The organism is Pseudomonas sp. SF2, from assembly GCF_036858055.1.
In the GTDB taxonomy this organism is placed as follows: Bacteria; Pseudomonadota; Gammaproteobacteria; order Pseudomonadales; family Pseudomonadaceae; genus Aquipseudomonas.
Genome location: NZ_JAMBDI010000011.1, coordinates 140103 through 162656, shown reverse-complemented (window position 1 = coordinate 162656; position 22554 = coordinate 140103). Strand labels below are relative to the sequence as shown.

Genomic DNA, 22554 nt, shown 5'->3' with positions numbered 1-22554 from the left:
CACAGGTACTGCACCGGATTCGAAACTTGTGCAGTCCCTGTAGGAGCGGGCAAGCCCGCGAAGAGGCCGGCACAGGCAGAAAATATTTTTCAGTCAACAGGTGAGGTAACAGGACGTGGCATCCGTGTAATGAGTGGAAGTGCGATTCATTCGCAGTCAAATCCCTCTCACAGGTCAGCGTCCATGAAGTTCACCCCGCGTTGTGTCCCCCTCTGGCTAGGCCTTTCCGTGCTCCCGGCACTCGCTGTCGCCCCCCTGGCCTGCGCCGCCGAGCAACAGCAGGCGTACGCCTTTGCCCAGCCGGCGCAACCCCTGGTCCAGGCACTCAGCGCCTTCAGCCGCACCACCGGCCAGAGCGTGGTCTACACCCTGGAACTGCCCGGCGTGCAGGCGCCGGCGCTGAACGGCAGGTTCAGCGCCGAGCAGGCCCTGCAACAGCTGCTGGGCACTACCGGGCTGGCCTGGCGCCGCGTCGATGCACGCACCCTCACCCTTGAGGCGGTGGACACCTCCGGCGCCCTCAACCTGCAGGCCACCACCGTGACCTCGCAACTGGACGACTACAGCTACCAGCCCCCGGCTACCGCCTCGATCATGCGCGGGCAGGGCCCGAGCCAGGACATCCCCCAGGCAATCAATGTGGTACCGGCCCAGGTCATCCGTGACCAGGCCCCGCGCAACCTCGACGACGCCCTGGCCAACGTCAGCGGCATCACCCAGGGCAACAACTTCGGCGGTACCTCCGACACGGTGATGAAGCGCGGCTTCGGCGACAACCGCGACGGCTCGATCATGCGCGATGGCATGCCCGTCGTGCAGGGCCGCAACCTCAGCGCCAGCACCGAGCGGGTCGAAGTGCTCAAGGGCCCGGCCTCGCTGCTGTACGGCATCCAGGACCCGGGCGGGGTGATCAACGTGGTCAGCAAGCGCCCGCAACTCGAGCAGTACAACGCCCTGACCGTGCGCGGGTCCACCTACGGCAGCGGCAAGAACGGCAGCGGCGGCGGGCTCGACAGCACCGGTGCGCTGGGCGACAGCAACTTCGCCTATCGCCTGATCGTCGATCACGAGGATGAGGACTACTGGCGCAACTACGGCGTGCACCGCGAATCGCTGGTGGCGCCGTCGCTGGCCTGGCTGGGTGAAGATACCCAGGTGGTACTGGCCTACGAGCACCGCGAATTTCTCTCCCCCTTCGACCGTGGTACGGCGTTCGGCAACAACGGCCACCCGCTGGACATCCCGGCCACGCGGCGCCTTGACGAGCCGTTCAACGACATGGAGGGGCGTTCCGACCTGTACCGTCTGGAAGTCGACCACCAACTGGCCGATGACTGGAAGCTGCACTTCGGCTACAGCTTCAACCGCGAAACCTATGATGCCAGCCAGGTGCGGGTGACCGGCGTAAATGAAGAAAGCGGCACGCTGGCGCGCAGCATCGACGGCACCCACAACGCCATGAGCCGTGACCAGTTCGCCACGCTGAGCCTGGCCGGTAATGTGGAACTGGCCGGGATGCAGAACGACCTGCTGTTCGGTGTCGATCATGAGGACCGCAAGATCTTCCGCGGCGACCTGATCCGGCAGACGGCCCGATCCACCTTCAGCTATGTGAGCCCGGTCTACGGTCAGGAAGTGGAGGGCACCCAAGTCGGTGCCAAGGAGAGCGACCAGACCGACAAGCTGCGTACTGATTCGCTGTTCTTCCAGGATGCCCTGCACCTGGACGACCACTGGATCCTGGTGGCTGGCGCACGCTTCCAGCAATACGACCAGTTGGCCGGGCGCGGCCGGCCGTTCCTGGTCAACACCGACACCAGCGGCCAGAGCTGGGTACCGCATGCCGGTGTGGTCTACAAGGTCGATGAGCAGCTGTCGCTCTATGCCAGCTACAGCGAATCGTTCAAGCCCAACTCGACGATTGCACCCTTGAGCATTGGCGGTGGCCTTACCCAGACCCTCGACGGCAGCTTTGCCCCGGAGGAAGGCAAATCATGGGAGCTGGGCGCCAAACTCGACATGCCTGGCCGTGTCACGGGCACTCTGGCGTTGTTCGATATCACCAAGCGCAACGTGCTCGTTTCCAACTTTGACACCACTACGCGCGAAACGGTGTACAGCAATGCCGGGGAGGTCAGCTCACGGGGCGTCGAGCTGGACCTGACCGGTCAGCTGAGTGAGCGCTGGAGCCTGATCGGCAGCTACGCCTTCACCGATGCGCAAGTGACCAAGGACCCGGACCTCAAGGGCAACCGCCTGCAAAACGTGGCCCGGCACAGTGGTTCGCTGTCGGCGGTGTATGACTATGGCAGCCTGTTCGGTGGCGATCGCCTGCGCATTGGCGCGGGGGCGCGGTACGTGGGCGAGCGCGCTGGCAACCCGACCAACACCTTCGACCTGCCGTCCTATACCGTGGCCGATGCCTTTGCCAGCTACGAGACCAGGCTCGACGAGCACAAGGTGCTGTTGCAGCTGAACGTGAAGAACCTGTTCGACAAGGTTTACTACAGCTCGGCGGTGAACCAGTACTTTGTGGCCATTGGCGATGCGCGGCAGGTGAGCTTGTCCAGTACCTTCGAGTTCTAGGTATTTGGGGCCGCAAAGCGGCCCCAGTTTCACGAATTGAAGGCTAAACGGTATTCGCCCGGTGTTGCACCGACCGCCTGGCGGAACCGGTTGCTGAAATGGCTGGCACTGGCAAACCCGCACAACAGGGCAATCTCCCCCAACGGCATCCCCCCCAGCCGCAACAGCTGGCAGGCCCGATGCAGCCGCCGGGCCAGCAGGTACTGGTGCGGCGGCAGCCCGAAACTGGCGCGGAACATGCGGGCAAAGTGGTATTCGGACAGGTTGCAGCGCAAGGCCAGTTCACCCAGGGTGATGGGCTGTTCGAGGTGTGCTTCGATGTAGTCGACCAGCTGCCGGCGCAGGTTCGGTGCCAGCCCGCCTTTCAGGCGCAGGCCCTGGCGCAGCCCGACCTGGCTGAGCAGCGCATGGTCGACGATCTCGTGTGCAAGGCTGCTGGCCAGCAGGCGTTCGCCAGGTTCATCCCAGTCCAGGGTTATCAGCTGGCGAAAGCGCGTGGCTTGTTGCGGGTCATCGAGAAAGGTCGCTTCCTGCAGTTGCAGCTCACGCGGTTCACGGTCGAGCAGGCGCACGCAGCCCAGGGCGAATTGCGCCTCGCTGACATACAGGTGTGCCAGGCGGATCGCGCCATTGACCACCCAGTTCGACTCGTGCCCGGCCGGCATCACGCACAGCTTGTCGGGCGCCCCTTTGTCGCCCGGGCGCTGGCGGCGGAAGGTGCCAGTGCCGTCGGCGATGTAGCACGACAGGGTGTGATGGCTCGGTGCCTGGTAGTCGCGGGCATCATCGCGGTTGCTCCACAACGCCGCTGCCAGCCCGTCGCCCAGGTGCGCGCTCAGCTCCAGCCGGGCGTGGGGCGAGGCGTGCATGGCGTTGAACACTTGCAGCTGGGTGAGTGGGGTCATGGGCGGTTCCTCTTGCCAGCCATCCTACTGCGCCTTGGGCAGGCTTACAGCTACCGGCAGGACAAATGCGCAAGTTTGTGCAAGCGCGTGGGTGTTCGACAGGAGAACACTGAAATGCCTCGGCGAGGGCTGCGCCCTCGATTCGCGGCTAAAGCCGCTCCCACAGGGACCGCGCCAGCCTCGAGAGCAGCGTGGTCCCTGTGGGAGCGGCTTTAGCCGCGAAGCGCCGGGCACCGATCTTGAAAGGCCCAAGGAACCGCCGCCATGAACCTGTCACTCTACCTGCTCACCGTCCTGATCTGGGGCACCACCTGGATCGCCCTGAAACTCCAGCTGGGCGTGGTCGCCATTCCGGTCTCGATCGTCTACCGCTTTGCCTTGGCCGGGCTGATCCTGTTCGCCTTCCTGCTGCTCACCCGGCGCCTGCAGCCGATGAACCGACGTGGCCACCAGATCTGCCTGGCCCAGGGCCTGTGCCTGTTCTGCGTCAACTTCATCTGCTTCCTCAGTGCCAGCCAGTGGATCGCCAGCGGCCTGATCGCCGTGGTGTTCTCCACCGCCACCCTGTGGAACGCGCTGAACGCACGGATCTTCTTTGGCCAGAAGATCGCCAGCAATGTGCTCGGCGGCGGCGCCTTGGGCTTGCTCGGCCTGGGCCTGCTGTTCTGGCCGGAGCTGTCGCACCAGGCGGCCAGCCGCGAAACCCTGTACGGCCTCGGCCTGGCCCTGCTCGGCACGCTATGCTTCTCGGCCGGCAACATGCTGTCGAGCATGCAGCAGAAGGCCGGGCTCAAGCCCATGACCACCAATGCCTGGGGCATGGTCTACGGGGCAGCGATGCTGGCGGTGTTCTGTGTGGTCAGTGGCGTGCCGTTCAGCATGGAGTGGAACGTGCGCTACATCGGCTCGTTGCTGTACCTGGTGGTGCCGGGCTCGGTGATCGCCTTTACCGCCTACTTGACCCTGGTCGGGCGCATGGGGCCGGAGCGGGCAGCGTACTGCACGGTGCTGTTCCCGTTGGTGGCGTTGAATGTGTCGGCGGTGGCCGAGGGATATCAGTGGACGGCGCCGGCCTTGTTGGGGCTGGTGGCGGTGATGGCGGGGAATGTGCTGGTGTTTCGCAAGCCCAGAGTCAAGTTGGCTGAGGGTGTTGTGGTGGCCAAATAGGTAATGTGTTGCCTGCACCGGCCTCTTCGCGGGTAAACCCGCTCCCACAGCTACCCCGCAGCCCTCAGAGCCTGTGCAATACCTGTGGGAGCGGGTTTACCCGCGAAAGGGCCGGTGCCGGCAGTAGAGGGCTATCAGCCCTTCCACACCTGCGGGTTCACCAGGTCCCGCGGCCGCTCACCCAGCAGGGCCGCGCGCAGGTTGTCGATTGCCCGGTTGGCCATGGCCTCGCGGGTTTCGGCGGTAGCTGAGCCAACGTGCGGCAAGGTCAGCGCATTGGGCAGCTTGAACAGCGGCGAATCGCTCAGCGGCTCTTTCTCGTACACGTCCAGGCCCGCACCACGAATGGTACCGTTCTGCAGTGCATCGATCAGCGCAGCTTCATCCACCACCGGCCCGCGGGCGATGTTGATCAGGAACGCGCTCGGCTTCATCAGTTGCAACTCACGCGCACCGATCAGCTTGCGGGTGGCATCGGACAACGGCACCACGATGCAGACGAAATCGGCTTCGGCCAGCAGTTGCTCCAGGCTGCGGAACTGCGCCCCCAGCTCTTGCTCCAGCGCGGTCTTGCGGCTATTGCCGGAATAGATGACCGGCATGTTGAAACCGAACCGGCCGCGACGGGCAATGGCGGCACCGATGTTGCCCATGCCGACGATGCCCAGGGTCTTGCCATGCACATCGCTGCCGAAGTGGGCCGGGCCCACGGTGGCCTGCCAGTTGCCGGCCTTGGTCCAGGCATCCAGCTCGGCGGTGCGGCGGGCGCAGCCCATGATCAGCGAAAAGCCCAGGTCGGCGGTGCTTTCGGTCAGCACGTCGGGGGTGTTGGTCAGGGCGATGCCGCGCTCGTTGAAGTAGTCCAGGTCGTAGTTGTCGTAGCCGACCGACACGCTGGATACCACCTCCAGCCTGGCCGCGCCTTCAAGCTGCGCCCGGCCGAGCTTGCGGCCAACGCCGATCAGGCCATGGGCCTCGGGCAGGGCTTCGTTGAACTGGGCGTTGATATCGCCGAGCTTGGGGTTCGGGATGATCACGTTGAAGTCTTGCTGCAGGCGTTCGGCCATGGCCGGGGTGATACGGCTGAAGGCCAGGACGGTCTTTTTCATCGGGCTACGTCTCTGCAAGGCGTGGGACGGTGGTGGTTTCTTCGCGGGTGAACCCGCTCCCACAGGTATTGCACAGGCGTGGAAGGCAGTGGTGTACCTGTGGGAGCGGGTTTACCCGCGAAGAGGTCGGCAATGGTTAGCAACCTACCATTGTCCGCCCCCGCAATACAGCAGCTTTTTAGTTGGCGATCATCACCTGATGGGTTTTCAGGTCCGCCTCATGCGCCGCGAGAATCTCCGGCAGCGAGTTGCGCAGGTACTCGACCCAGGTCTTGATCTTGGCATCCAGGTACTGCCGCGACGGGTAGATGGCGTACAGGTTGAGCTCCTGCAGCCGGTACTCGGGCAGTACCCGCACCAGGCTGCCGTCGCGCAGGCCGTCGATGGCCGAATAGATCGGCAGCACGCCCACACCCATGCCGCTGCGGATCGCAGTCTTCATGGCATCGGCAGTATTGACCATGAACGGCGAGCTGGTGATGTTGACCATTTCCTGGCCTTCCGGCCCGTCGAACAGCCATTTCTCCAGCGGGATCACCGGGCTGACCATGCGCAGGCAGGCGTGCTTGAGCAGGTCGGCAGGCTTGTGCGCCACGCCGTGGCGGGCGATGTAGGCGGGCGAGGCGCAGACGATGCTGTAGGTGATGCCCAGCCGTTGGGACACGAACCCTGAGTCGGGCAGTTCGGTGGCCAGCACGATGGACACGTCATAGCCCTCGTCGAGCAGGTCGGGCACGCGGTTGGCCATGGTCAGGTCGAAGGTTACGTCCGGGTGCGATTCGCGATAGCGGGCGATGGCGTCGACCACGAAGTGCTGACCGACCCCGGTCATCGAGTGCACCTTCAACATCCCGGCCGGGCGGGCATGGGCATCGCTGGCCTCGGCCTCGGCTTCTTCGACATAGGTAAGAATCTGTTCGCAACGCATCAGATAGCGCTTGCCGGCTTCGGTCAGCGCAATGCGGCGGGTGGTACGGTTGAGCAGCCTTGTTTGCAGATGGGCTTCCAGGTTGGAGACCGCCCGCGACACGTTCGCGGTGGTCGTATCCAGTTGCCCGGCGGCAGCGGTAAAGCTGCCGAGTTGGGCTACGCAACTGAAAGCACGCATGTTTTGCAGGGTGTCCATGGGTCACTCTCGATGTAGAGGACAAAATTGTGTCACGAAGTAACGTAAAAGAGATGAAAAGTTGCCTTCGACCAAAGGCGGATTATCGCCGTTTTGGTAACAAAGATTCGCAGGAATCCACGCTTATCGCCAGTGCTGACGCCCCCTAGAATTGCCCGGCCTCTTCACCTCTTCCTCGGGAAATCGCAGCTGTGCCGCGTCGCATCATCAGAACGCTCAATGCGTTCAGTGCCTGTGCCCTTGCCCTCACCTTGAGCGGCTGTATCGGAACCTGGGGCATTGCCCCGCAAAGCAAGACGCTGCAAGCCAACACCCTGACCACCGACGCGGCCATACGTGAAGCCGCGACCGACGCCCATTGGCCCGACCAGCAGTGGTGGCGCGCCTATGGCGACCCACAGCTGGACCGCTGGGTTGCCCTGGCCGTGGCCGGCAGCCCGAGCCTGGCCATGGCTGCGGCGCGGGTACGCGAAGCCAGGGCCATGGCCGGTGTGGTCGAGTCGGCGGAAAAGCTCCAGGCCAATGGCCAGGCCACGCTCAAGCGCCACAACTGGCCTGAAGACCAGTTCTACGGCCCGGGCGCGCTGTCCGGCGCCAACACCTGGGACAACAACGCCGCGATTGGCTTCAGCTACGCGCTCGACTTGTGGGGCCGCGAACGCAATGCCAGCGAGCAGGCCGTGGACCAGGCGCACATGAGCGTGGCCGAAGCCCGCCAGGCGCAGCTGGAGCTGCAGAACAACGTGGTGCGCGCCTACATTCAGCTGAGCCTGCACTTCGCCCAGCGCGATATCGTCAAGGCCGAGCTGGAACAGCAGGAGCAGATCCTGGCCCTGGCCAAGCGCCGTCTGGATGCCGGCATCGGCACCCACTTCGAAGTCAGCCAGGCTGAAGCGCCGTTGCCGGAAACCCACCGCCAGCTCGACAGCCTCGACGAAGAAATTGCCCTGGCCCGCAACCAGCTGGCCGCCCTGGCCGGCAAGGGCCCGGGGGAGGGTGCGCAGTTGCAGCGCCCGAGCCTGGCCCTGGCCGCGCCACTTAAGCTGCCGTCGAACCTGCCGGCCGAACTGGTCGGCCAGCGCCCTGACGTGGTTGCCAGCCGTTGGCAGGTAGCTGCTCAGGCGCGTGGCATCGATGTTGCCCACGCCGGCTTCTTCCCCAATGTCGACCTGGTCGGCAGCCTTGGCTTCATGGCCACCGGCGGTGGCCCGCTGGAATTCCTCACCGGGCGCAAGTTCAACTACAACGTCGGCCCGGCCATCAGCCTGCCGATCTTCGACGGTGGCCGCCTGCGCTCGCAGCTGGGCGTGGCCTCGGCGGGCTATGACGTGGCCGTGGCGCGCTACAACCAGACCGTGGTCGGTGCGCTGAAGAACATCTCCGACCAGCTGATCCGCCGCGAGTCGATGAAAGAGCAGTCGCACTTCGCCGCCGAGTCGGTCGCGGCTGCGCAGAAAACCTACGACATCGCCATGGTCGCTTTCCAGCGTGGCCTTACCGACTACCTCAACGTGCTCAACGCCCAGACCTTGCTGTTCCGCCAGCAGCAGGTGCAACAGCAGGTGCAGGCCGCCCGCCTGATTGCCCATGCCGAGCTGGTCACCGCCCTGGGCGGGGGCCTGCAGGCCGGTCAGGACGTGCCGGAAGAGGAGCGCCAGGCAGCACCGAAAACCCCGGCCACCCTGGCCATTTTCGACAAGAAGCCGGATAACGCCGAATGAGCACTTCCAGTTTGCCCTTGCGCTGGCTGCAGAGCCTGGAATGGCGCCGGGGCTTCTTTGCCTGGGCGCGCACCGACGGGGTGACCTGGGTGTACATCTTCAAGGTGCTGGCCGCTGCATTCATCACCCTGTGGCTGGCCATGCGCCTGGAGCTGCCGCAACCGCGCACGGCGATGATCACCGTGTTCATCGTCATGCAGCCGCAAAGCGGGCATGTGTTCGCCAAGAGCTTCTACCGGGTGCTCGGCACCCTGGCCGGCTCGGCGATGATGGTGGCGCTGATCGCCATCTTCCCGCAGAACACCGAGCTGTTCCTGCCCAGCCTGGCCCTGTGGGTAGGCCTGTGCTCGGCCGGTGCCATGCGCTACCGCACTTTCCGCGCCTATGGCTTCGTGCTGGCCGGCTACACCGCAGCGATGATCGGCCTGCCGGTGCTGCAGCACCCCGACCAGGCGTTCATGGCGGCGGTATGGCGGGTGCTGGAAATCGCCCTGGGCATTCTGGTGTCGACCTTCGTCAGCGCCGCGATCCTGCCGCAGTCGGCCAGTGCCGCCATGCGCAACGCCCTGTACCAGCGCTTTGGCGTGTTCGCCGGGGTGGTGGTCGAGGCCCTGCGTGGCGACAGCCAGCGGGACCGCTTCGAGAGCAGCAACGTGCGCTTCGTCGCTGAAGCAGTGGGCCTTGAGAGCCTGCGCAACGTCACCGCCTTCGAGGACCCGCACATGCGCCGGCGTTCTGGTCGCCTGGTGCGCATGAACAGCGAATTCATGGCCATCACCACGCGCTTCAATGCCCTGCACCGTTTGCTGGAGCGCCTGCGCGCCCGTGGCCCGCTGCAGATCGTCGGCGCCATCGAACCGGGCCTGAACACCCTGGTGGAACTGTTGCAACCTTACGTGGGCCGGGCGCTGACCGACGCCGATGCGCTGCGCCTGACCCTGGAGCTGGCCGCCTACAAGGAAGGCCTGCAGGCCCAGGTGCGCGGCCTGCGCGCCGAGTACCTGGCGACCGAGCCGAGCGAGTCCGACCTGCTCGACTTCCACACCGCCTTCGAGCTGCTTTACCGCTTCGTCGACGAGATGTACAGCTACGCCGAAACCCACGCCTCGCTGGCCGCGCACCGGCACGAACGCGAGCAGTGGGATGAGCCCTACGTGGCGCAGACCAGCTGGCTGGTGTCGTTGGCCGCCGGTGTGCGCGCCTCGGCGGTGCTGTTGCTGCTGGGCAGCTACTGGCTGTTCAGCGACTGGCCCAGCGGCGCCATGATGACCCTGATCGCCACCGTCACCGTGGGCCTCTCGGCGGCCTCGCCGAACCCCAAGCGCATGTCGTTCCAGATGGCTTGCGGCACAGCGATCGGTGCCTTTGTCGGCTTCTTCGAAACCTTCTTCGTGTTCCCCTGGATCGACGGTTTCCCACTGCTGTGCATGGTCCTGGCACCGGTGTTCGTGCTGGGCGCGTTCCTCTCGTCACGGCCAGCCTATGCCGGCTACGGCATCGGCCTGCTGGTGTTCTTCGCCATCGGTTCGGTGCCGAACAACCTCACCGTGTATGACCCGTACACCTTCATCAACGACTATATCGGCATGGTCATTGGCATGTTCGTCTGTGCCGCGGCCGGGGCGATCATCCTGCCGCCCAACAGCCGCTGGCTGTGGAGCCGCCTGGAGCAGGAACTGCGCGAGCAGGTGCTGTTTGCCATCAGCGGCCGCCTGCGAGGCATCGGCACCGCCTTCGAAAGCCGCACCCGTGACCTGCTGCACCAAGCCTATGGCCTGGCCGCTGGCAAGCCGCAGGTGCAGAGCCAGCTGATGGGCTGGATGTTCACCGTGCTGGAGATCGGCCACGCGGTCATCGAGCTGCGCAAGGAGCAGGCCCGTGCGCCGGTGCACCCGGCCTACGCCGAGTCGCAGCCCTGGCGCCAGGCGATCCGCGTGATGGGCCGTGCCCTGGCCCGGCTGTTCCTGCAGCCCAGCGCCAGCAACCACGAACGCGCGCTGGTGGCAGTGGACCACGCCATCGCCCGTGTGCAGGCCACCGACGAGCCCTTCGCTCGTCACTTCGACACCTCGGTGCTGCGCCGCGCGCAAAGCTACCTGCATTTCATCCGTTCTTCCCTGCTCGACCCACAGTCGCCGTTGGCACCGGCGAAAGGACTGCACGATGCTCCGTGAAACCATGCCCCGTGAAATCGCCTTCCATGGCGTGTACATGCCCACCATGACCTTGATGTTCCTGTTCGCCCTGGGCCTGGCCTGGGGCCTGGACCGGTTCATCGCCAGCCATGATGGCTACCGCTTCTTCTGGCACCCGGCGCTGCTGCGCCTGAGCCTGTTCGTCTGCCTGTTCGGCGCCCTGGCGCTGTCGCTCTACTGGTGAGAATCCTTCGATGAAAAAGTTCTTCAGCCTGATCGCCACCCTGCTGGTGCTGACCGCTGCCGTGGTGATCGGTCGCCAGTTGTGGCTGCATTACATGACCACGCCATGGACCCGCGACGGCCGCGTGCGTGCCGATATCATCAACGTCGCCGCCGACGTGCCCGGCTATGTGGTGGACGTGCCGGTCAAGGACAACCAGCGGGTGAAGAAGGGCGACTTGCTGATCCAGATCGACCCCGAGCACTACCAGCTGGCAGTCGACCAGGCCAAGGCGCAGGTTGCATCGCGCAAGGCCACCTGGGAGATGCGCAAGGTCAACGCCAAGCGCCGTGCCGACATGGACAACCTGGTGATCTCCAAGGAAAACCGCGACGACGCCAGCAACATCGCCAACTCCGCCCAGGCGGACTACCAGCAGGCCCTCGCCGAACTGGCCGCAGCCGAGCTGAACCTCAAGCGCACGCAGATCGTGGCCACCGTGGACGGCTACGTGACCAACCTGAATATCCACAAGGGTGACTATGCGCGCACCGGTGAAGCGGTGATGGCGGTGGTCGACGAAAACTCGTTCTGGGTGTATGGATTCTTCGAGGAGACCAAGCTGCCGCATGTGAAGGTGGGTGACCAGGCCGAGCTGCAGATGATGAGCGGCGAGCGCATCAAGGGCCATGTGGAGAGCATCGCCCGCGGCATCTACGACCGCGACAACCCGCAGAGCCGCGAGTTGATCGCCGATGTTAACCCGACCTTCAACTGGGTACGACTGGCGCAGCGGGTGCCGGTGCGCATTCATATCGATGAAGTGCCGGACGGGTTTTTGCTGGCGGCGGGGACGACTTGTACGGTGGTGGTGAAGCCGAGCGAGGGATGAGCCGGGGTGAGGAAGTACGGCTCCTGGCCTCTTCGCGGGCTGCCCGCGAAGAGGCCAGGAGCAATGAACACTTCTCGCAGAGCAGTTAGCTCGCAGCCCCTACCAACACTGGCACCTTCACCCGATCAATCACCTTGGCGCTGATCGACGGGTCCAGCAACCGCCCCAGCCGCGACAGGTGGCGGTGGCCCATGATGATCAGTTCACAATTCAGTTCCTGCGCCTTGGCCACGATCGCCTCGACCGGCTGCCCGGCTACCATGCAGCCCTGGCTGGCGAAGCCGGCTTGCTGCAGCTCGCGCACCGCCTTGGCCACGGCCTGGTCGGCCTGGTGCTGCTCTTCGCAGGCGGCGGGGTATTCTTCCAGTTCCTCGGCGGTGTAGGGCGCGGGCTGGTCGTGGACGGCGAAGGTAGAGTCGATGGCCAGCAGCACGTGCAGTTCGTGCTCGTCGGGGCGGCAGTAGCGGCGGGCGAGGGTGAGCAGGGCGGTGGATGCAGGGGAGGCATCGATGGCGATCAGGACGGGGCTGGGCATGTGGAATCCTTGTTCCAGGCTGGCTGAGGGGTTGTCTGTTCTGGCCTCTTCGCGGGTAAACCCGCTCCCACAGGTGTGCCACAATATTCAGAATCTGTGCAGTCACTGTGGGAGCGGGTTCACCCGCGAAGAGGCCGAACCTGCCGTTCCTCATTCTTGGCTCAACCCACCCTCAGGATAAATGCCCCACCACGCACGAGCGCATTGCGTCTGGTGCATTCCACCAACCTGCTACCATCGCCATTCCTCACAGCTGTAACGGAAACGGCCATGCAACTCCCGGACATGAACCTGCTCGTCGCCCTCGATGCCCTGCTCGATGAGGGCAGCGTGGTTGGCGCGGCGCAGCGCATGAACCTGAGCCCGGCGGCGATGAGCCGGACCCTGGGGCGTATCCGCGATGCATTGGGGGACCCGATTCTTGTCCGCGCCGGCCGTGGCCTGGTGCCGACGCCGCGGGCGTTGGCCCTGCGCGAGCAGGTGGCGGCACTGGTGGAGCAGGCTGGCGAGGTGTTCCGCAGTGCCGACGAGGTCGACCTGCCCAAGCTCGACCGGGCCTTCAACATTCGCACCAATGACCTGTTCATCGCCCTTTACGGCGCCCAGTTGCTGCGGCGCATGCACGAGCAGGCGCCGCGCACGGTGCTGCGCTTCGTGCCGGAAAGCCCCGGCGGCGATGACGACAGCGTGCTGCGCGACGGCCGTACCGACCTGATCATCAGCTCGACCGTGGATCTGGGCCCGGAGATCAAGGTGCAGAGCCTGTTCCAGACCTACTACGTGGGCCTGGCGCGGCGTGACCACCCAATCTTCGAGCAGCCGATCACGCCGACCAGCTTTGCCAGTTATCCACAGATCAGCGTGTCCCGCCGTGGTCGGGCCAACGGGCCGATCGATGTGGAGCTGGCCAACTTCAAGGTGCAGCGGCGGGTGGCGCTGATCACCCCGAGCTTTCACTCGGCGCTGTTCTCGCTGCCGGATTCCGACCTGATCCTGCCGATGCCGGCGAACATCCTCAACAGCGTGCACAAGCTTGGGCTGCCGCTGCGCTCGTTCCAGATCCCGGTGCCGCTGGAGCGGGTGACCGTGCTTCAGGCATGGCACCCACGGTTTCACAATGACCCGGCGCATCGCTGGTTGCGGCAGACCCTGAAGGCTTGCTGCAGTGTCGACCCTTGAGTGATGTTCCGCCTGGGCCGGCCTTGTCGCGGGTGAACCCGCTTCCACAGGACATCACAAGCCTTGAGAGGTGTGTTGTACCTGTGGGAGCGGGTTCACCCGCGAAGCAGGCGACTCGGTTTTGAAGTGAATTGCGTCTAACGCAACATAAACCTACCGAGAAGTCAGTTTTCGTCAGCATTCGACCTTCTTAGACTTGCTCCAGTCGCAAATTTGTTGCTGGAGATGTCTGCCCATGAGTTCCCTGTCCGCCCCGTCTGCCGCGCTTGCCGCCGCCCCCGCGCCGGCCGCGCCTGCGCAGACTGCGTTTGGCCTGCAGGTAGTGGTCGGGCTGTTCGGCGTGTTGCTGGCCGTGCTGTGCGCGGGCCTCAACGAGTCGGTGACCAAGATCTCCCTGGCCGATATCCGCGGGGCCATGGGCATCGGTGCCGACGAAGGCGCCTGGCTGCTGGCGGTTTACAGCGCCGCCTCGGTCTCGGCCATGGCCTTCGCGCCATGGCTGGCCACCACGTTCTCGCTGCGGCGCTTCACCATGAGCGCCATCGGCCTGTTCGCCGTGCTCGGCCTGCTGCAACCGTTCGCCCCCAACCTGCACAGCCTGATGCTGCTGCGTGTGCTCCAGGGCTTCGCCTCTGGCGCGTTGCCACCGATGCTGATGAGCGTGGCGCTGCGCTTCCTGCCGCCGGGCATCAAGGTCTATGGCCTGGCCTGCTATGCCCTCACCGCTACCTTCGGCCCCAACCTCGGCACACCGCTGGCAGGGCTGTGGACCGAATACGTCGGCTGGCAATGGGCGTTCTGGCAGATCATCCTGCCCTCGGCGCTGGCCGCTGCCTGCGTCGGTTGGGGCCTGCCGCAGGACCCGCTGCGCCTGGAGCGCTTCAAGCAGTTCGACTGGCGCGGCCTGCTGCTCGGCCTGCCGGCCATCAGTTGCATCGTGCTGGGCCTGTCGCTGGGCGACCGCTGGGGCTGGTTCGATTCGCCGCTGATCTGCTGGCTGCTCGGCGGTGGCCTGCTGTTGCTGGTGCTGTTCATGTACAACGAATGGTCCGAGCCGCTGCCGTTCTTCCAGTTGCGCATGCTGTCGCGGCGCAACCTGAGTTTCGCCCTGGTGACCCTGGCTGGCGTGCTGATCGTGCTCTCGGGCGTGGGCAGCATCCCGTCGGCCTACCTGGCGCAGATCCAGGGCTACCGCCCGGCGCAGACCAGCCCGCTGATGATGCTGGTCGCCATGCCACAGCTCATCGCCCTGCCGCTGACGGCGGCGCTGTGCAACATCCGTGCGGTGGACTGCCGCTGGGTGCTGGGTATCGGCCTGGCGATGCTGGCGGTGTCCTGCGTGGGCAGCAGCCTGTTGACCAGCCAGTGGATCCGTGGCGATTTCTACCCGTTCTACCTGCTGCAGGTGTTCGGCCAGCCGATGGCGGTGCTGCCGTTGCTGATGCTGTCCACCAACGGCATGACCCCGCAGGAAGGCCCGTTCGCCTCCAGCTGGTTCAACACCGTCAAGGGCATCGCCGCAGTGATCGCCGGTGGCCTGCTGGACGCCTTGGGCACCCTGCGCCGGCACTTCCATTCCAACCACCTGGTGGACAGCCTGGGCAACGCCCCGCTGGTCGACGATAACGCAGCCGGCCTGGCCAGGCGTATCCACGACCAGGCGCTGGTGCTGACCTCGGCCGACCTCTATCTGGTCATGGCCTGCATTGCCGTAGCCCTGATCTGCCTGATTCCTTTCGTGCCTACCCGGGTCTATCCGCCGCGCGCGGTGGCCTGAACCCTGGATGAATTCGAGAACCACTGAAATGACCAACAACCGCAAAACCCTGTTCATCGGCTCGGTGCTGGCCGTGGCCGTCCTGGCCGGCATCGTCGGCCCCTGGATGTTCGGCAGCGACCACCGCCAGAGCACCAATGACGCCTATGTGATCGCTGACTACACCGTGGTCGCGCCCAAGGTCGCCGGCTTCATCAAGGAGGTGCTGGTGGAAGACAACCAGCAGGTCAAGGCCGGTCAGTTGCTGGCAACCATCGATGCCCGTGACTACCAGGCCGCGCTGGATGCCGCACAGGCGCAGTTGCTGGTGGCCCAGGCGCAAAGCGCCGATGCCCGCGCCACCCTCGAGCGCCAGGCGTCGCTGATTGCCCAGGCTGAGGCGGCGGTGAAGGCGGCCCAGGCCGAAGCTGCGTTCGCCGACCATGAGGTCAACCGCTACAGCCGCCTGGCCGAGCAGGGTGCCGGCACCGTGCAGAACGCCCAGCAGGCGCGCAGCGGGGTCGACCAGGCCCGTGCGCGCCTGGCCAATGCCCAGGCGGCACTGGTCGCGGCGCGCAAGCAGGTGGATATCCTTACCGCCCAGGTGGCCAGCGCCGACGGCCAGTTGAAGCGGGCCGAAGCGGGGCTGGAAAAGGCTCAGCTCGACTTGTCCTACACCCGCATCACCGCACCAGTGGACGGCATGGTCGGCGAGCGCGCCTTGCGTGTCGGTGCCTACGTCAACCCGGGCGCTCGCCTGCTGTCGGTGGTGCCGTTGCAGCATGCCTACGTGGTCGGCAACTTCCAGGAAACCCAGCTGACCCACGTGCAGCCCGGCCAGGCGGTGAGCATCAGCGTCGACACCTTTGCCGGTGAGAAGCTGCAAGGCCATGTGGAAAGCATCGCCCCGGCCACCGGCGTGACCTTCGCCGCCGTAAAGCCGGATAACGCCACCGGCAACTTCACCAAGGTGGTGCAGCGCATCCCGGTGAAGATCGTTTTCGATGATGGCCAGCCGCTGCTTGCCCGCCTGCGCGTGGGCATGTCGGTGGAAGCGACCATCGACACCCGTGGCGACAAGCTCGACGGCAAAGAGGTAAGCGCACGATGAAACCGGCATTACGCTTGAGCCCGTTGCTGCTGGCCGTGTTGATGGCTGGCTGCACGCTGGGCCCGGACTTCCAGCGCCCTGACAGCCAGGCACCGCAGCAGTGGGCGCCGCTGCAAGGTGAGGCGGCAGTCAGCCAGCCGCAGGCCGAACCGCTGGAACTGCGCTGGTGGGAAAGCTTCCACGACGCCCGCCTGAGTGCCTTGATCCAGCGCGTTGCCGAGCGCAACCTCGACCTGCAGATGGCTAGCGCCCGCCTGCTGCAAAGCCGCGCCCTGCGCAGCACCGTGGCTGCCGACGAAGTACCGTCGGTGGATGTGAATGCTGGCTACAGCCGCGCGCGCATCAGTGCCGAAGGCCTGAGTGACCCGTCCGGCAAGGCGGGCAAGGAAGCCTTCAACCTCTGGCAGGGCGACCTGGTGGCTGGCTGGGAGCTGGACCTGTGGGGCCGCGTGCGGCGCCAGGTCGAGGCTGCCGATGCCACGGTCGAAGTGGCCGAGAACGATCGCCGTGGCGTGCTGCTGGCATTGCTTGCGGAAACCGCCGGCAACTACATCCAGCTGCGCGCCGTGCAGCACACCATCGATGTGACCCGCGACAACCTCAAAGTTGCCCAGCACAGCCTGAAGTTGTCTGAAAACCGCCAGGCCGAAGGTGTCGCCACGCGCCTGGACGTGGCCCAGGCCAGTGCCCAGGTCGCCTCGATCGAGTCGCGCCTGCCAAGCCTGGAAGCACGGCGCGATGACCTGATCAACGCCCTCAGCCTGCTCGCCGCCGAACCGCCGCGCAGCCTGCAGGCCGAGTTGCTGCAGGGCGGCGAACTGCCTGCGCCGCAGCAGACGTTCGCCATTGGCTTGCCGTCCGAACTGGCCGAGCGCCGCCCGGACATTCGCCAGGCCGAGGCCCGCCTGCATGCCGCCACCGCCAGCATTGGCGTGGCCAAGGCCGACTTCTACCCCAGCATCCGGCTGTCGGGCAGTGTCGGGTTCCAGGCCATGCAGCTGTCCGATTTCGGCGCCTGGGATTCGCGCCGTTTCGCCTTCGGGCCGCAGCTGTCGCTGCCGATCTTCGAGGGTGGCCGGCTCACGGGCACCCTGGAACTGCGCGAGGCGCAACAGCAGGAAGCGGCGCTGAACTACCGCAAGGTGGTGTTGGGCGCCTGGCATGAAATCGACGATGTGCTACGCCTGTACAACGCCAGCCAGCTGCGCCGCGATCACTTGGCCGAGGCAGTGCGGCAGAACCGCATCGCCCTGGAAACTGCCCAGCGCCAGTATGTGGAAGGGGCAGTGGACTTTCTCAATGTGCTGACGGTGCAGGGTGCATTGCTGGCCAGCGAGGAGCAGTGGATTGACAGTTCGGCGGCGGTGTCGCAGGCGCTGGTGGGGCTGTACAAGGCTCTGGGGGGTGGCTGGCAGGCGTTTGATGAGCAGCCTGTGAAGAAAGTGTGATTTTTGGGGCTGCCAAGCAGCCCCGGCAATTGTCCTGATTACCGAGGAGGCACAAATGCATATTTCCCTGAACGGCAAGCGCGCCATCGTCAGCGGCTCCACCGCCGGCATTGGCCTGGCCATTGTCACTGGCCTGGCCGAGGCGGGGGCCGAAGTGGTCCTCAACGGTCGCACCCAGGCCCGGGTCGACGAAGCCCTCAAGGCCGTGCGCGAGCGCCTGCCGCAGGCGCGCATCATCGGCATTGCTGCCGACCTGGGCACCCAGGCCGGTGCGCAGCAGCTGTTCAACCAGGTGCCGCACACCGACATCCTGGTCAACAACCTGGGTATCTTCGAGCCCAAGCCGTTCTTCGAGATCGGGGATGAGGACTGGCAGCGTTTCTTCGACGTCAATGTGCTCAGTGCCGTTCGCCTGTCGCGCCACTATGCCCAGGGTATGGCCGAGCGCAAATGGGGGCGGGTGGTGTTCCTGTCCAGTGAGTCGGCGCTGCAGATTCCGACCGAGATGATTCATTACGGCATGACCAAGACGGCGTTGCTGGCGGTGTCGCGCGGGTTGGCCGAGACGCTGGCTGGTACCGGGGTGACGGTGAATTCGGTGCTGCCGGGGCCTACACGTTCGGAGGGGGTGGGTGACTTCTTTGCCAAGCTGGCCGAGGAGCAGGGGGTGTCGACTGCAGAACTGGAAGCCAACTTCCTGGCTGAACACCGGCCGACCTCGCTGATCAAGCGGCTGGCGACGGTGGAGGAGGTGGCGAACATGGTGGTGTACCTGGCATCGATGCAGGCCAGTGCTACCACCGGGGCTGCCTTGCGGGTGGATGGCGGGGTGCTGCGTTCCATTGCCTGATCTGTTTTGCCTGTACCGGCCTCTTCGCGGGTAAACCCGCTCCCACAGGGAGAGTGTGATTCCGAAGATTGCACTGTACCTGTGGGAGCGGGTTTACCCGCGAAGAGGCCAGCACAGGCAACCCGTCAATCAGAGCGGGCGCAGTAGGCCAAACCGCTTGCGTAGCGCCCAATCCAGCAACCGCCGCGGCAGTAACCGGGCCATCAACGGCAACGCCATGCTGCCATTGCCCAACCGCACCACCGCCGGCACCGGCGACTTCCCGACCGCCGCCAGCACGCCCTGGGCAAACACCGCAGCTGAAGTAGGTTTGTCCTGCGAAGCCCGCGCCCGAGCCTGCACCTGCTCGCGCAACGGCCACCATGCCGAATCCGCCGCCAGCACCTGCTCGGCCTGGCGCTGGGCATTGCTGGCGAACTGTGAGGCAATCGCTCCTGGCTGCACTTCCATGACCTGCACACCAAACGGCGCCAGTTCCAGGCGCAAGGCATCGCTCAGGGCGTGCACGGCTGCTTTCGAGGCGCAGTAGGCGCCGGCGAACGGGGTGACCAGCACGCCTGATACGCTGCCGATGTTCACTACCAGGCCCCGTGAGCGGCGTAGCTGTGGGAACAATGCGCGGGTAACGCCAACCACGGCGAAGACGTTGGTTTCGAACTGCTGGCGCAGGGCATCCACACCGCCATCGAGCAGCGGGCCCATGGCGCCGTAGCCGGCGTTGTTGATCAGGATATCGAGGTTTTCCAGTTCCTCGGCCAGGCGGGCCAGCGCCTCGCTGTCGTTTACATCAAGTTGCCGGGCGGTGTAACCAGCGGCACTCAGCTGTGCGACATCCTCTGGTTTGCGGGCGGTGGCCCAGACTTGGTGGCCGGCGTCGCGGAAGGCGTCGGCCAGGGCGCGGCCGATGCCGCTGGAACAACCGGTGATCAGGACGGTGGGCATGGTTGGGGCCTGTTGTCAGGGAGGATTGGTTTTTCCTGTGCGGGCCTCTTCGCGGGTAAACCCGCTCCCACAGGTACACCACAGAATTTGAGACCTGTGTGGTCCCTGTGGGAGCGGGTTTACCCGCGAAGAGGCCCGCACAGGCGATAAATCAGTTGGCAAACGTACCTTGCAGGTGCTCTGCCCGAAATTCCAGGGTCTGCGGCCGGTACCCGGAGCGCAGGGGCGGCAATGGCAGGCAGTCTTTCCACTCGGCCCCTGGCTGCAGTTCACCCGGCCCACGGTAGCGCGGGGCGTTGTAGGTATTCTCGGCCAGGTTCACGGTATCGCCCGGCGCATAGGCCGCCACCCGCCAGCGCAGTTCGGTGAGCGGCACGTCGTTGCCGTTCTTCATGCGCACCTGCAGGGCGCGGTCGGCGGGGCAGTGTTCGGGGGCGTAGGTCAGGCGCAGGTCCAGACGGGCCAGTTGCGAGGTTTCGCGGGTGTCCTGCCAGACGACGAACAGGGCCACCAGGCCCAGGCCGCATACGGCAGCCAGCGAGATCGGCAGGGCCTTGGCCGGGTAGCGCAGCAGCAGCACCAGCCAGGTGAGGATGAGGAAGGCACCGATGATCATGGGGCGGGCAGACCTTGATTGCGCGGGGTCTGACCATCGTAGCCCGAAATGGGGAGTGGCTCAAAAAGCGGGGCCGCAAAGCGGCCCCAGGGTCTTGCTTACTGCGCGATGGTCTTCACCGAAATACCACGCTCGATCGGTGTGGAGGTACGCCCATACACATCCTCGAAGCGTTCGATGTCATCCTCGCCCAGGTAGCTGCCGGACTGCACTTCGATGATCTCCAGCGGGATCTTGCCCGGGTTGCGCAGGCGGTGCACCGAGGCGATCGGGATGTAGGTCGACTGGTTCTCGGTCAGCAGGAACACGTTCTCGTCACAGGTCACCTCGGCGGTGCCGGACACCACGATCCAGTGCTCGGCGCGGTGGTGGTGCATCTGCAGCGACAGGCTGGCGCCCGGCTTGACGGTGATGTGCTTGACCTGGAAGCGGCCACCCATGTCCACCGAGTCGTACGAGCCCCATGGGCGATACACTTCCAGGTGGTTCTGGGTTTCGCTGCGGCCCTGCTCGTCGAGGGTCTTGACCATCTGCTTGACGCCCTGGACCTTGTCCTTGTGGGCAATCATCATGGCGTCCTTGGTCTCGACCACCACGATGTTCTCCAGGCCGATCACCGACACCAGCTTGCCGTTGCCGTGGATCATGCAGTTGCGGCTGTCCTGCACCACCACATCGCCCTTGGTGACGTTGCCGTTGTCGTCCTTCTCGTGCACTTCCCACAGCGACGACCAGCAGCCAACGTCGCTCCAGCCGGCCGACATCGGCACCACGCAGGCGCGCTGGGTCTTTTCCATCACCGCGTAGTCGATGGAGTTGTCCGGGCAGCAGGCGAAGGTGGCCTCGTCGATGCTCAGCACATCACCGTCTTCCTGGCTGCGCTCCAGCGCCAGTACGCAGGTGTCGTAGATGTCGCCGTCGTGCTTCTTCAGCTCTTCGAGGAAGCGGCTGGCACGGAACAGGAACATGCCGCTGTTCCAGAAGTAGCCGCCGGCCTGGACGAACTCGGCGGCGCGTTTTTCGTCGGGCTTCTCGACGAACTGCGCCACGCGCGCCACGCCTTCAGGCAGCAGGGCGTCCTGGCTGGAACGAATGTAGCCGTAGCCGGTTTCCGGCTTGGTCGCCGGCACGCCGAACAGCACCATCTCGCCACGCTCGGCGGCCACGGTGGCCAGGGCCAGGGCGCGTTGCAGGGCCTTCTGGTCCTCGATCACGTGGTCGGCGGGCAGCACCAGCATCAGCTCGTCGCGGCCTTCGTTGACCAGTTTCATGGCCGCCATGGCCACGGCCGGCGCGGTGTTGCGGCCGAACGGTTCCATCAGGATGCCTTGGGTTTCCAGCTTCAGCGCGGCCAGTTGCTCCTGGACGATGAACTTGTGGTCCTTGTTGCAGACCACGATCGGCGTGTCCATGCCTTCGAACACCAGGCGCTCGAGGGTTTGCTGGAACAGCGTGTGTTCACTGGTCAGGGCCAGGAACTGTTTGGGGAACTGCTTGCGCGACAGAGGCCACAGACGGGAACCGCTACCACCAGAAAGAATTACCGGGATCATCATGTTTCTCCAATAGTCGTTGAGAGGCAGGGGAATCAGTTGCTAGCCACGGGGCGAGTTACCCACACCGGCGACAAGGCATTGCCGGAACCCGTTACGTACAGCACTGCGGCTTCGCCGCGCTCCAGGGCGACGGGTTTGACGTCACCCACTTTCTTGTCTCCTTGGTACAGCGCCAGGTTGACCTTGACCGGGTTGATTTCGCGTTCGCCACGGCCGTTGGCGGCCACCGGCTTGACCACTTCGGTCTTGCCGTCGGCAGTCTTCAGGGTCAGTTGCTGGTCGCTCAGGTTCTGCACGCGAACCAGGGCTTTCTGCTTGTTCTTGAACGGCGGCTCTTCGATCAGCTGCGGGTTGCCGCTGGCGCTGTTGACCAGGGTGTAGTACTTGTCCGAGGCCAGCTTGACCGGCACGCTCTTGCCGCCGACCTGGGCGGTGTAGTCGCCCCCTGGCAGGAAGCTGAAGTCGCTGCTGGCCTGGGCGCCAACCTGCTTGATCTGGGTGTTGCCGACCGAGGCTGCAGCCGGTGCGCTGGAGGCGTTGTACAGGCGTACGAAGGTCGAGCCTTTCGGTGCGCTCGGGCCGTACAGCGCGGCGTCGGCGCCGGCGAAGGCCTGCATGGAGGCCAGGGACAGGCCGGCTGCGAGGGTGAGGGCTTTGGCAATGGAAGTCTTGGTAGTCATGTGTATGTTTCCTCTGA

The 22554-nt window shown here is 65.1% G+C and carries 19 protein-coding genes; 11 read left to right on the top strand and 8 right to left on the bottom strand.

Translation table 11 applies throughout. The features are described 5' to 3' along the window. The first annotated feature begins 183 nt into the window (after positions 1 to 183). Entirely contained in the window at positions 184 to 2586 is a 2403-nt protein-coding gene (locus tag M2S36_RS08895) for a TonB-dependent siderophore receptor (protein ID WP_207836378.1), read from the top strand. Between the two features lie 29 nt (positions 2587 to 2615). Here the strand turns inward: M2S36_RS08895 and M2S36_RS08890 are convergent, their stop codons facing one another. Continuing rightward, positions 2616 to 3491 carry an AraC family transcriptional regulator gene (locus tag M2S36_RS08890; protein ID WP_333957007.1) on the bottom strand — a complete coding sequence of 292 codons (876 nt, stop codon included), beginning with the start codon at positions 3489 to 3491 and terminating at the stop codon, positions 2616 to 2618. A 264-nt stretch (positions 3492 to 3755) separates the two neighbouring features. On the opposite strand from M2S36_RS08890, the gene M2S36_RS08885 reads away from it, so the two are divergent. Further along, positions 3756 to 4658 (top strand): DMT family transporter, encoded by a 903-nt coding sequence (locus tag M2S36_RS08885; RefSeq protein ID WP_233687067.1) that lies wholly within the window; start codon positions 3756 to 3758, stop codon positions 4656 to 4658. Positions 4659 to 4792: 134 nt separating this feature from the next. On the opposite strand, the gene M2S36_RS08880 is transcribed toward M2S36_RS08885, so the two are convergent. Then, positions 4793 to 5767 (bottom strand): 2-hydroxyacid dehydrogenase, encoded by a 975-nt coding sequence (locus tag M2S36_RS08880; RefSeq protein WP_207836363.1) that lies wholly within the window; start codon positions 5765 to 5767, stop codon positions 4793 to 4795. 178 nt (positions 5768 to 5945) lie between these two features. Further along, entirely contained in the window at positions 5946 to 6893 is a 948-nt protein-coding gene (locus M2S36_RS08875) for a LysR family transcriptional regulator (protein ID WP_015271759.1), read from the bottom strand. A gap of 191 nt (positions 6894 to 7084) precedes the next feature. Between M2S36_RS08875 and M2S36_RS08870 the strand changes: the two genes are divergently transcribed. The 4 genes from M2S36_RS08870 to M2S36_RS08855 are packed head-to-tail and all read left to right on the top strand — an operon-like array spanning position 7085 to position 11864. Then, positions 7085 to 8614 (top strand): efflux transporter outer membrane subunit, encoded by a 1530-nt coding sequence (locus M2S36_RS08870; protein ID WP_207836357.1) that lies wholly within the window; start codon positions 7085 to 7087, stop codon positions 8612 to 8614. Next, entirely contained in the window at positions 8611 to 10788 is a 2178-nt protein-coding gene (locus tag M2S36_RS08865; protein ID WP_207836354.1) for an FUSC family protein, read from the top strand. Before M2S36_RS08870 ends, M2S36_RS08865 begins: the two co-directional genes overlap by 4 nt. A gap of 4 nt (positions 10789 to 10792) precedes the next feature. After that, a complete protein-coding gene (locus tag M2S36_RS08860) occupies positions 10793 to 10993 on the top strand; it encodes a DUF1656 domain-containing protein (protein ID WP_008097766.1) in 201 nt (66 codons plus the stop codon). Positions 10994 to 11003: 10 nt separating this feature from the next. Next, positions 11004 to 11864 carry an efflux RND transporter periplasmic adaptor subunit gene (locus M2S36_RS08855; protein WP_207836351.1) on the top strand — a complete coding sequence of 287 codons (861 nt, stop codon included), beginning with the start codon at positions 11004 to 11006 and terminating at the stop codon, positions 11862 to 11864. A gap of 85 nt (positions 11865 to 11949) precedes the next feature. On the opposite strand, the gene M2S36_RS08850 is transcribed toward M2S36_RS08855, so the two are convergent. After that, positions 11950 to 12399, bottom strand: coding sequence for a universal stress protein (locus M2S36_RS08850; protein ID WP_063913353.1), 450 nt, complete (start codon positions 12397 to 12399; stop codon positions 11950 to 11952). A gap of 270 nt (positions 12400 to 12669) precedes the next feature. Between M2S36_RS08850 and M2S36_RS08845 the strand changes: the two genes are divergently transcribed. The 5 genes from M2S36_RS08845 to M2S36_RS08825 all read left to right on the top strand — a co-directional run bounded on the left by M2S36_RS08845 (position 12670) and on the right by M2S36_RS08825 (position 18743). Continuing rightward, entirely contained in the window at positions 12670 to 13578 is a 909-nt protein-coding gene (locus M2S36_RS08845) for a LysR family transcriptional regulator (RefSeq protein WP_063913352.1), read from the top strand. A 235-nt stretch (positions 13579 to 13813) separates the two neighbouring features. Further along, positions 13814 to 15355, top strand: coding sequence for an MFS transporter (locus M2S36_RS08840; protein WP_233694121.1), 1542 nt, complete (start codon positions 13814 to 13816; stop codon positions 15353 to 15355). A gap of 28 nt (positions 15356 to 15383) precedes the next feature. Continuing rightward, complete coding sequence (locus M2S36_RS08835) at positions 15384 to 16445, top strand: HlyD family secretion protein (RefSeq protein ID WP_087500494.1); 1062 nt, start codon at positions 15384 to 15386, stop codon at positions 16443 to 16445. Then, positions 16442 to 17893 (top strand): efflux transporter outer membrane subunit, encoded by a 1452-nt coding sequence (locus M2S36_RS08830; protein WP_333957005.1) that lies wholly within the window; start codon positions 16442 to 16444, stop codon positions 17891 to 17893. Before M2S36_RS08835 ends, M2S36_RS08830 begins: the two co-directional genes overlap by 4 nt. Positions 17894 to 17948: 55 nt before the next feature. After that, positions 17949 to 18743 (top strand): SDR family NAD(P)-dependent oxidoreductase, encoded by a 795-nt coding sequence (locus M2S36_RS08825; protein ID WP_207836330.1) that lies wholly within the window; start codon positions 17949 to 17951, stop codon positions 18741 to 18743. Positions 18744 to 18872: 129 nt separating this feature from the next. Here M2S36_RS08825 and M2S36_RS08820 read toward each other — a convergent pair whose 3' ends face one another. The 4 genes from M2S36_RS08820 to M2S36_RS08805 all read right to left on the bottom strand — a co-directional run bounded on the left by M2S36_RS08820 (position 18873) and on the right by M2S36_RS08805 (position 22537). Beyond that, complete coding sequence (locus M2S36_RS08820) at positions 18873 to 19685, bottom strand: SDR family oxidoreductase (RefSeq protein ID WP_233687062.1); 813 nt, start codon at positions 19683 to 19685, stop codon at positions 18873 to 18875. A 151-nt stretch (positions 19686 to 19836) separates the two neighbouring features. After that, complete coding sequence (locus M2S36_RS08815) at positions 19837 to 20301, bottom strand: hypothetical protein (protein WP_015271749.1); 465 nt, start codon at positions 20299 to 20301, stop codon at positions 19837 to 19839. 98 nt (positions 20302 to 20399) lie between these two features. Continuing rightward, positions 20400 to 21854, bottom strand: a complete 1455-nt coding sequence (locus M2S36_RS08810) for a mannose-1-phosphate guanylyltransferase/mannose-6-phosphate isomerase (RefSeq protein ID WP_207836554.1) — start codon at positions 21852 to 21854, stop codon at positions 20400 to 20402. A gap of 35 nt (positions 21855 to 21889) precedes the next feature. Next, positions 21890 to 22537 (bottom strand): alginate O-acetyltransferase AlgF, encoded by a 648-nt coding sequence (locus M2S36_RS08805; protein ID WP_063913345.1) that lies wholly within the window; start codon positions 22535 to 22537, stop codon positions 21890 to 21892. Positions 22538 to 22554 lie beyond the last annotated feature (17 nt).